This is a genomic window from bacterium, assembly GCA_040753555.1.
Lineage (GTDB): Bacteria > UBA9089 > UBA9088 > UBA9088 > UBA9088 > JBFLYE01.
On record JBFMDZ010000095.1, the window covers coordinates 1 to 8,206 of the forward strand.

General features: G+C 35.1%; 14 protein-coding genes. All 14 read right to left on the reverse strand.

Going from position 1 to position 8,206, the window contains the following annotated elements:
• Positions 1-351 (reverse strand): AAA family ATPase (locus tag AB1630_08265; GenBank protein MEW6103786.1); only part of this gene is annotated, 351 nt, incomplete at its 3' end.
• Between the two features lie 148 nt (positions 352-499).
• The gene (locus AB1630_08270) at positions 500-1,621 is read right to left on the reverse strand and encodes a radical SAM protein (GenBank protein ID MEW6103787.1); all 1,122 of its coding nucleotides are present in this window, start codon (positions 1,619-1,621) and stop codon (positions 500-502) included.
• Between the two features lie 119 nt (positions 1,622-1,740).
• Entirely contained in the window at positions 1,741-2,295 is a 555-nt protein-coding gene (locus AB1630_08275; GenBank protein ID MEW6103788.1) for a DNA alkylation repair protein, read from the reverse strand.
• A 1-nt stretch (position 2,296) separates the two neighbouring features.
• Positions 2,297-2,722 carry a hypothetical protein gene (locus tag AB1630_08280; protein ID MEW6103789.1) on the reverse strand — a complete coding sequence of 142 codons (426 nt, stop codon included), beginning with the start codon at positions 2,720-2,722 and terminating at the stop codon, positions 2,297-2,299.
• Positions 2,723-2,911: 189 nt separating this feature from the next.
• The gene (locus AB1630_08285) at positions 2,912-3,514 is read right to left on the reverse strand and encodes a GyrI-like domain-containing protein (GenBank protein ID MEW6103790.1); all 603 of its coding nucleotides are present in this window, start codon (positions 3,512-3,514) and stop codon (positions 2,912-2,914) included.
• Between the two features lie 32 nt (positions 3,515-3,546).
• Positions 3,547-3,708: a hypothetical protein gene (locus AB1630_08290; GenBank protein ID MEW6103791.1), complete on the reverse strand. Its 162-nt coding sequence runs from the start codon at positions 3,706-3,708 to the stop codon at positions 3,547-3,549.
• Positions 3,705-4,205 carry a BtrH N-terminal domain-containing protein gene (locus tag AB1630_08295; protein MEW6103792.1) on the reverse strand — a complete coding sequence of 167 codons (501 nt, stop codon included), beginning with the start codon at positions 4,203-4,205 and terminating at the stop codon, positions 3,705-3,707. Before AB1630_08295 ends, AB1630_08290 begins: the two co-directional genes overlap by 4 nt.
• Entirely contained in the window at positions 4,202-5,041 is an 840-nt protein-coding gene (locus AB1630_08300; GenBank protein ID MEW6103793.1) for an RNA polymerase sigma factor, read from the reverse strand. Before AB1630_08300 ends, AB1630_08295 begins: the two co-directional genes overlap by 4 nt.
• An 86-nt stretch (positions 5,042-5,127) precedes the next feature.
• The gene (locus AB1630_08305; GenBank protein ID MEW6103794.1) at positions 5,128-5,469 is read right to left on the reverse strand and encodes an SdpI family protein; all 342 of its coding nucleotides are present in this window, start codon (positions 5,467-5,469) and stop codon (positions 5,128-5,130) included.
• 11 nt (positions 5,470-5,480) lie between these two features.
• Positions 5,481-5,804, reverse strand: a complete 324-nt coding sequence (locus AB1630_08310) for a DUF3795 domain-containing protein (protein MEW6103795.1) — start codon at positions 5,802-5,804, stop codon at positions 5,481-5,483.
• A gap of 31 nt (positions 5,805-5,835) precedes the next feature.
• On the reverse strand, positions 5,836-6,114 hold the full coding sequence (locus AB1630_08315) for a helix-hairpin-helix domain-containing protein (protein MEW6103796.1): 279 nt from the start codon (positions 6,112-6,114) through the stop codon (positions 5,836-5,838).
• A 65-nt stretch (positions 6,115-6,179) separates the two neighbouring features.
• Positions 6,180-6,371 carry a hypothetical protein gene (locus AB1630_08320; protein ID MEW6103797.1) on the reverse strand — a complete coding sequence of 64 codons (192 nt, stop codon included), beginning with the start codon at positions 6,369-6,371 and terminating at the stop codon, positions 6,180-6,182.
• A 1-nt stretch (position 6,372) separates the two neighbouring features.
• Positions 6,373-6,651 (reverse strand): DNA-3-methyladenine glycosylase I, encoded by a 279-nt coding sequence (locus AB1630_08325; GenBank protein ID MEW6103798.1) that lies wholly within the window; start codon positions 6,649-6,651, stop codon positions 6,373-6,375.
• 217 nt (positions 6,652-6,868) lie between these two features.
• A complete protein-coding gene (locus AB1630_08330; GenBank protein ID MEW6103799.1) occupies positions 6,869-7,858 on the reverse strand; it encodes a hypothetical protein in 990 nt (329 codons plus the stop codon).
• Between the last annotated feature and the right edge of the window lie 348 nt (positions 7,859-8,206).

The window sequence follows — 8,206 nt, forward strand, 5'->3', positions numbered from 1 at the left end:
AAAAAGTTCCCAATTATTAACATTCTGGATTTCATCAAGAAAGATAAAATCGGGTTTTTGATATATCTCATAAATTGTCTGAAGAACTAAATTCAGGTCTTTAGTTTCTAAAGTAAAAAGCCGTTCATCATCAAAATTTACATAGGCAAAATTTTTATCTTTTAACATCTCATAGCCCAAAACTGATTTCCCAGCTCTTCTTGGTCCAGTGATTATTTTGATTAAAGAGGATTTTAGAGATTTTTTATATTCCCCTAAAACCTCTCTTTCAATAATCTTTTTCCCTTTTAAGGAATCTTCTAATTCTTCTTTTTGGTCAATTAAGATCTGTTTTATATCTTTAAGTTCCATAGTTTAATCTCTTAATACACAAATTTTCTATTTTTTATGCATTATAACTGCATAAAAATCATTTGTCAAGAGAAATATTTCCAACTTTCCCATTTTTCCTTACTTACACCCTAATTTACTTCAGATGGGTAAAGTGTTATCGGTTTTTTTAATTCTTTTCCAAATCCTTTCTAATAAATTTCTCTATTTCAGCGTTCACATTTCTAATCTTCGGTAAATCACCTCTTTTGGCAACATCTATAATGGGTTCTTTTAGATTTTGTATATTCTGTCCTGCCCAGTGGGTATTGCTCCATGCTTTGCCAAGTATTTGGAGTTCGTAGGCTTCATTTAAAAGTTTCTCAGCAATTAGGTAATTTTCTCTTCTAAAATCATCGGGAATAAATCGTTTTATTCGGTAAGGTATTTTGTGCTTTGTGCATAAGGCAAACAATTTTTTGTTTTTCGTCAGAGTATAGTTTTTCTTTGGCTCATAAGTTCCCTCATAAAAATTAGGATTGTATTTGAATTGATAAAGGTCTTCGTATCTTTCTAAAAACTCTGGATACATCTCTTTTAAATGTTTCAGAAACCACTTTGCTTGCATATCCCTCATCGTCATTCCTCCACCAAAGAGAATATAATCTGCTCCTTTATTCTTTGCCTTCTCTACCATTGTTTCTAAATCACTATCAGAATCAGCCAACAATGGAACAACAGGAATAAGTAATACACCTACTTGAATATACTTTGTCTTGTCTTTTATTGTTTTTATTATATCAAATCTTATCTCTGGTGAGGGGGCTTTCTCTTCTAAGAATCTTGCTGTTTGAGAATTTAGCGTAGTAATAGTTACAGAGACGCAACTCCAATTATTTTTGCCAATATTCTCTAATAGCTCCAAATCCCTTAAGACCAATCTTGATTTTGTCAGAATATGCACCGGGTATTTATGTTTTTCAAGAATTTCTAAACATTGTCTTGTATTCTTAAATTTTGTCTCTATTGGTTGATAGGGGTCGCAAGTGCCTGATAATGCTACAACATCTGGCAATAGCGTCCTTGCATTAGCCAGTCTTTTATCAAGCATCTTGCCTACATTCTTCTTTATAACAATGTTGTTCTCAAAATCTAAAGGCAGATGATATTTCTCACTCCTTGAATCGCAATAAACACAGCCAAATTGACAGCCATTATAAGGATTAATGCTATATCTGTCCCAGAACCAGCTATCTATGAATTTATGTCTGTTTAAGATTGACTTAAATTCTTTTTCACTAAATTTTACCATGTGAGTTTTCTTCCTCCATATTTAACTATATATTTTATATGTTTATCTTGAGAATTTCTGTATTGCTCAATGAATCTCCTTATTTTATCAGGATATTTCTTTGAAAGGTCTCGTAATGTTCAAGCAATAGCTTTATTCACAATCAATTCCTCTTGGGGGATCATATCCTGTAAAATATTTAGACACCACTCAACATCTATATCGCAATATTTTACTCCCACCAGTGCAGATACAATACCAAGTCGTCTATGCCACTTGTTTTTGTTCTTTATCCATGTTTCAACCCTATTTGCAAGTTTATCTTGGGATGCGCTATAGCAATGCCTAACTGCTCTTGTAGCGAGATTATCTGTGATATACCATGCACCACCTTCAATATTGTATCTTTCAATCTTACCTATTGATTTGTCAAAATCTTTTTGGGATAATATCCCTAGAATATTGGAAAGCACCACAACCATTGCCGAGATCTTTAACAGATCAATATTTGATTTTACTTCTTTATTCCTTACTTCCTTCCACAATTTATCTACTAACTTAAATCCATCTTTGGGGGTATCCAATAATGATTTGCTAATCTCATAAGAGATTTTATCTAACTGTGCAAATGGTACTTTTTCTTCTGAAAGTCTAATAACCTCCTTTAAAGTTACATCAATCGTTTTTTTTCTCATATCATCGTTTGTTTTCAGTCAGAAACCTTTGAATTTTTGATGCTTTTGAACGAACAGATGATTTTGAATAATTCATATATTCTAGAGCGTACTCTAAAATCTTTCTATTTATTTCATCATCCTCTACTACAGTCATCCTTTCGAAACTTTCAAGGATGGTCTTTGTTTGACCCGGAACTTTAATCAATGCCTTTTCAAGAACCGGAAAAATCTGTCTAGCATATTCCTTTGATAGCGAACCGATATAGCCAAGATAAATTATTGTTCTGTCCCATAGACATGCCCCGCTATCTGCTTCTAGAAACTCTTTTGCTTTTTCAATTGCTTTAACAGAAACTCTTGGATTTATATCTGCACAAAGTCCAAATGTATGAATAATCATCCATCTCTTTTTGAGTTCTTTGGTAAGAACTTTATCTCTTGTCATATTTCATGATTTGGGTGTAAAACTGAATTGAGCAAACTTCAACTGATGATAATATTTCGCAACAACTGGACGCAAACAAAGTATCGTATGGTCTGGATTATGAACTCCTTTAGGGTAATACATCTCCCAGCCGCTCTGCCAAATTGCTTCCTCCTTTTCTTTTTGTTTGAAAATGAGATTGGTGGACAGTTACTTTGCGACTTTTAAACGAATAATGGTGTAGTATTTTTTGGGGTTGCCTTTTCCAAACATCCCAGGGCCTTTAAGGTATTCTTCTTCGTGTTCGCCGATTATTTTGTAGCCATTCTCTTTGATGAAGTTATGTAGTCTTTCTATGGTGGGAGCCTCTTCGCTATAAGGGCCAATATGAAGAATCTCGGCAACATCCCCGTATTCCCAGTCTTTAATCTCAACTTTCATATTGGGGTTTTGCTTGAAATTATCCGGCAATTGGGCAGTTTCAGAGACAGGTAAGCCATAGCGACCAATCCATTCACTTTTCGGAGTATCCAGTGATAATGGCCAGCGGGCACAAGGGGCAAGCTGAAATCTCTTGGGATTATTCTTTAATCGGTAATAGGTTTTAAACAGGGTAGCGAAAGCCTTCTTAGCCACAATGTTTGGGTCGCCCTTTATCTCAACCACCAGCATTCTCTGGTTGGGTATTTTGGTTATGCGTGGTTCTTTGAGAGCCTCATATTTGCTAAGGTCAGGACCTTTCATTATCCGATATGCCAGAGCCACAAGAACAACCCCGATTAGCAAACCTACGATCAATATCCATTTAAGCATCGTAATCACCTCCTTTCATTTTATGGTCTCACTTAATACTTAATACTTGATACTTGGAATGCCTTTCTCTCTATTTCATAACATTCAAGTATCTTCTGTCTCAAATTTTCCAATAAAGAGGCAATATCCTCTTTTTCTAATTCCTCTTCTGCTTTATTTCTCAAATCGTCCAATTCTACATTAATCTTTTTCATTTTTTTTCTAAAGCCCCTGCTTCTTGCTCTTCAAAAATTCTATTCTTCTCAAATGATAATTCTCTTATCTTTTTAAGCGTATGCCAGGAATCAGGGAGAGATTCCTTTGCAATTTCACTCCAAACCTTTCCCGAGGCCTCAAACATTTCAGCTACTTCATTTAAAGGATTTAAAGCATTTAAAGCCTGTTGGTTTAAGATAGAACTGGCTCCTCTATCCTCCTCTTCATCCAGGCCAAAGACAACAATGGTATGACCTCCAAAATGAGCTGTCTCAGGAATAGCCATATACGGTAAGTAAACCATATCCACAAAGATAAAAGCAGGTTCGCCTTGGCAAAGCATTTTCTTTAATTCCTCGTATCCTTTTTTAGCACTTGTGGTCTCAAAGATGGTTGCCTCTGCGCCAATCCGTTTACAGGTATTGATTAAAGGTTCCTCTTTGCCATACCGACAACCGATAAAGGGTGCAGGCATTAACTTCAATTTCTTCTTCATCTTCTTAAGAATATAGACGAATGATTCTGCTTTAAGATGCGGTTTAAATTGTAGCGTTTTCGCAGCAAGGTAGCAACTTCATTAAGCCAGTCCTCCTGGGGTTTTAAGAAGGGTAGGTTTTTAAAAAAGAAGATTACTCTTTGCATCGTCTCCGGTCTGCTCTGATTTTTGTATTGAGGGTCAGTAAAGTTGGGTTCTTGAGCAAATTCAGGCCGCGCTCTTTCTTTTAACTCCGCAGCATGGCCCATAAAAGAGAGCCAAGCTTTGCATTTACAGATATTGGTAGGAGCAATAAGACTGCAACGATTGCCAAAAAAAGCGTTGATATTTTCTCTTGAACGGTGGAGTAAGGCTTTGGTAGCATAAACAGATCGATTCAATAAGTTAGCTACCTCCTCAATATTCAAATTAAAGATATCCACTAAGACAAAAGCAATCCGTTGATAAAGAGGAAGTTTAGTAGTGATGGCAGTGAAACAATATTCCTTAACCTGTTTTATCATTTCATCTGCTTCAATTTCCTCCTCGGGTGAAGGAAGATCAGACACAAACTCTACAGTTTTACCTTCTTCTTCTAATCCTTCCAGAGAAGTGATATCGATCTCTCTTCGTTTCTGGTCAATAAAAGTGTTTATGCATATTCTCCTGAGCCAAGGTAAAGGCTTATCTTTGTGCTGGCACTGATCCCATTTACTCCATGCCTTGATATATGTTTCCTGTACTAAATCTCTGGCATTTTCTTCTTGGCCGGTAAGGCGATAGGCTATAGAATATATAAACTGTACAGTGCGGTAATAAGTCTCCTCAAAAGATATTTCATTTTGCTCTATATTCATAATACCCCTAAATTAGACTCTTTCAAAATCTCATAAAATTGACTTAAATTCTCTCTTGCTAAATTTTACCATGGAAGCTTTAATGCTCATAGCTTGCTCAGATACCTGAACCCTCTCACCAGAACTATTAAGAGAGGGATTAAGATTAATACTAAACCAACATAATCGATTACAAGAACTGACAATTTAGCTCTAAATATCAATAATATAAGAGCCCCTACCAGAAGTATTAGACCTATTACTAATAGATCTTTCCCTGTATACTTATTCGCTTTATACCATATTTCTTTATTTGATAAAGTCTTTTTAGTTCTAAATCCATACAAGTAATTTGGTGGAACTTTCTCCAGTATGAGAGGGATCGAAAGTCCAATCTCCAGTAGACCAACAAATAGAAAACTAATTATCAAGCTTATCTTGGATTCCATAAGTATCCTCCCTATTTTTTGCAAGCCTCTTTCTCCTCAAGCCACTTTTCTGTTCCGATCTCCTTTCTTCTCAAAAGTTCGTTCTGCCGGGCAAGAACCAATTTCTTTCCTTCTTCTTCCCCAAGAGATGGGTCGTAGAGCTTAAATGTCTCACAGGGAAATTCATCGCATAGCCCACAATGCTCTAATTGCTTCTTGTTGATACAGCAATCATACATTGGACAAATTTCAACCTTCATCTGTAGAGTCCAGAATGGCTTGCCAGCTACATTGCCACATCCCTGGCATTGCTTTTCCAAGTATTCACAGGTTCCACAATATAGTATAGTCCACACACTGGTGCTAACTTTTTATCTGGCATACTTTTCACCTCCTTCTGTTTTTTGACTTTTTTCTTTTGGTAAGATTTTTACATTCCCACCAAGGAAGATCTAAAATAGCTCCTCTGAATACATATAACTCACAAGGGTCTACATTATTATCAATAATCTTCAATCGTTCAAATAACTCTTCTGGGTCTTCCTTCATCATCTGCTCAGGTGTTTTAACCCCCAAAGCATAAAGTTTCTCTGCCATTTTAGGACCGATGTTCCGCAGTGTTTGTAAGCGTTTGATGGCGTTTAATCTTTCGCTTTGTTTACTCATTTTTAGTCTTTCTAACTATACAGCGACGAAGCATTCCACCCTAAAGCCACTATTAAAATAATAGTTTATTCCCAATATCCTACACAATGCAAATAATATTCTACCGTGTATTTTCCTATATGTTTGAATTGTTTTGTTAGCTGTTTAATCACTTCTTTGTCTGCCAATCTCTTCAATGATTTTAAGAAATTTGAGAAAGCTCCCAAATTTTGTTTTATCTTTTGAAATTCCTTTGCATTAGCTACAATTACTCCCACTTTATTTTTGATTTTTGTTATTGTAAACTCCAGGTCTTTTAATAAGCTCACTCATCGTTGTTTTAGATAATTTGTTGATATTGAAATTGTAAAATCCTTGTTTTATTTTTAGCCAGTTCTTTCTAACCATACCCCAATTCAAACCAGCTTGTAAGATGCACAAATACAAAATTTCAAAATATTCTTGATCAGATCTTGGTTTGTTTCCGGCTTTACATTTACTTTTATCTTCTTTTGCATAGGTGCATTCCCATGGTGCTTTGTGTTCTTCTTTTGCCATAAATTGGTTCACTTTTCGTGTTTTTTCATGAATTCTTTAAATTCTTTTAAATTTGCCGGAACAAAGACAGGTCTTTTCAAAAATTCGCACGGCCATTGCTTACATTCATCGCAATATTTAACTCCTCTCTTCTTAGCACACTCTGCCCCTTCCTTTAATCAATTTGTTTTTCTCTTCAGGAAATTTGTTAGACCTACTTCCTCAATTTTGCTTCATATTAACCATACCACCTCTTTAATATTCTACAGCATAGAAAAGTAATCCACGGAGATGGCTCTTTTTTATTAGCAAAATCACAATTTTTGTAATGCGTGAACATAGATGTTGGTATAAACCGTCCCTGTTCATCCTGCGAGTGCTCTATCCACTCAACTAATTCTTTGACTAACTTTTCATTTCTTACAAATTTAAAACGAGTTAACACCTCTGCTAAATACAATGCATTATACCATATAAAGGGATATTTTAAGGTCCAGAAACGTTTAGAACGACCAAAATAATAGATAGTTTTTCCATACTCATAGTGGAATTTTAGTGGATGATAGGCATTTTGAGCATAGAGCGATTCTTTTAGTTCTGGAACTTTTGAGAACACTTCAAGCGCCATTAGTCCAGCCATTGGGCATCCCACCTGTAATTTTTTAAATTGACCTTCAACAAAAAAATAGTGGCAGAACCATCCTTGTTTGTTAGTCCATTTCTTTTTCAATTCTTCAACAGCTTTTTTAACTTGCGAATCATTCGGAGCTAAACATAAAAGTGAATAAGTTATAATGGGTGCATTACAAGGTGAAATGTGCCATGTATCTGCATGAGGGTTGAGTTTATCTTTTTGAGGTTTGATCGGTTCACTACCACGAGATGCAAACAAGTTGTTGATTTTATGAGCTGTTGCCTTCTCAAATATCTCTTTCATACCAAAGTCATTTATGGTCAGTCCAAAATCTGTTAACATTCGAAGTTTGTAGTAACTAATAGTTGAGTCATTGTTCCGGGTAGGAACTTTAGGTAACCAATCCTTTGCTTCTTCTATTAAATCTTGTATCTGGAGATGGTCAATCAACTCCTGTTTTGCATTAATAACAGCAGATGAGGAGTCAGATTTATGTAGAAGTTCTGTTAAAACTTTATATTTTGTCCATGGATTGCTTTCTAACAACCATGGAATGGGATCACCTTTTAATTTTTCTCGCCACTTGGTTTTCATAGTTATACATCTATAAACAGCCAACTAGGTTTTTGTCATTCATTTTCTTTAATTCTTTCTTTGGGCAATTTATAGGCTCGATAACTAAAATAAATCAGCGATAAAGTTATCCAGCCATTAAAGAATGGTCTATCAACATAAGGTGTTTTACCCATCAAAAGAAGAACCAGTGGAAATAGATTTACAATCCCAAAAACAATACTTGAAAGATAACCAATTTTTTTAGTAACTATTCAGCCTCTATTATAGGGATATGTTAAATTTTTCTCAATCTTTTTCTTAAAAATGCCGATAAATAAGATATGAAAGACAAAGAGATATGTAAAGATTGTAAGATACTTAAAGAGA

Bases quoted from the DNA above. Each gene is read 5' to 3' on its own strand.
- AB1630_08315 (MEW6103796.1), bottom strand. From the start codon at position 6,114: ATGAGTAAACAAAGCGAAAGATTAAACGCCATCAAACGCTTACAAACA.
- AB1630_08305 (MEW6103794.1), bottom strand. From the start codon at position 5,469: ATGGAATCCAAGATAAGCTTGATAATTAGTTTTCTATTTGTTGGTCTA.
- AB1630_08275 (MEW6103788.1), bottom strand. From the start codon at position 2,295: ATGAGAAAAAAAACGATTGATGTAACTTTAAAGGAGGTTATTAGACTT.
- AB1630_08325 (MEW6103798.1), bottom strand. From the start codon at position 6,651: ATGGCAAAAGAAGAACACAAAGCACCATGGGAATGCACCTATGCAAAA.
- AB1630_08300 (MEW6103793.1), bottom strand. From the start codon at position 5,041: ATGAATATAGAGCAAAATGAAATATCTTTTGAGGAGACTTATTACCGC.
- AB1630_08285 (MEW6103790.1), bottom strand. From the start codon at position 3,514: ATGCTTAAATGGATATTGATCGTAGGTTTGCTAATCGGGGTTGTTCTT.
- AB1630_08270 (MEW6103787.1), bottom strand. From the start codon at position 1,621: ATGGTAAAATTTAGTGAAAAAGAATTTAAGTCAATCTTAAACAGACAT.
- AB1630_08290 (MEW6103791.1), bottom strand. From the start codon at position 3,708: ATGAAAAAGATTAATGTAGAATTGGACGATTTGAGAAATAAAGCAGAA.
- AB1630_08330 (MEW6103799.1), bottom strand. From the start codon at position 7,858: ATGAAAACCAAGTGGCGAGAAAAATTAAAAGGTGATCCCATTCCATGG.
- AB1630_08295 (MEW6103792.1), bottom strand. From the start codon at position 4,205: ATGAAGAAGAAATTGAAGTTAATGCCTGCACCCTTTATCGGTTGTCGG.
- AB1630_08280 (MEW6103789.1), bottom strand. From the start codon at position 2,722: ATGACAAGAGATAAAGTTCTTACCAAAGAACTCAAAAAGAGATGGATG.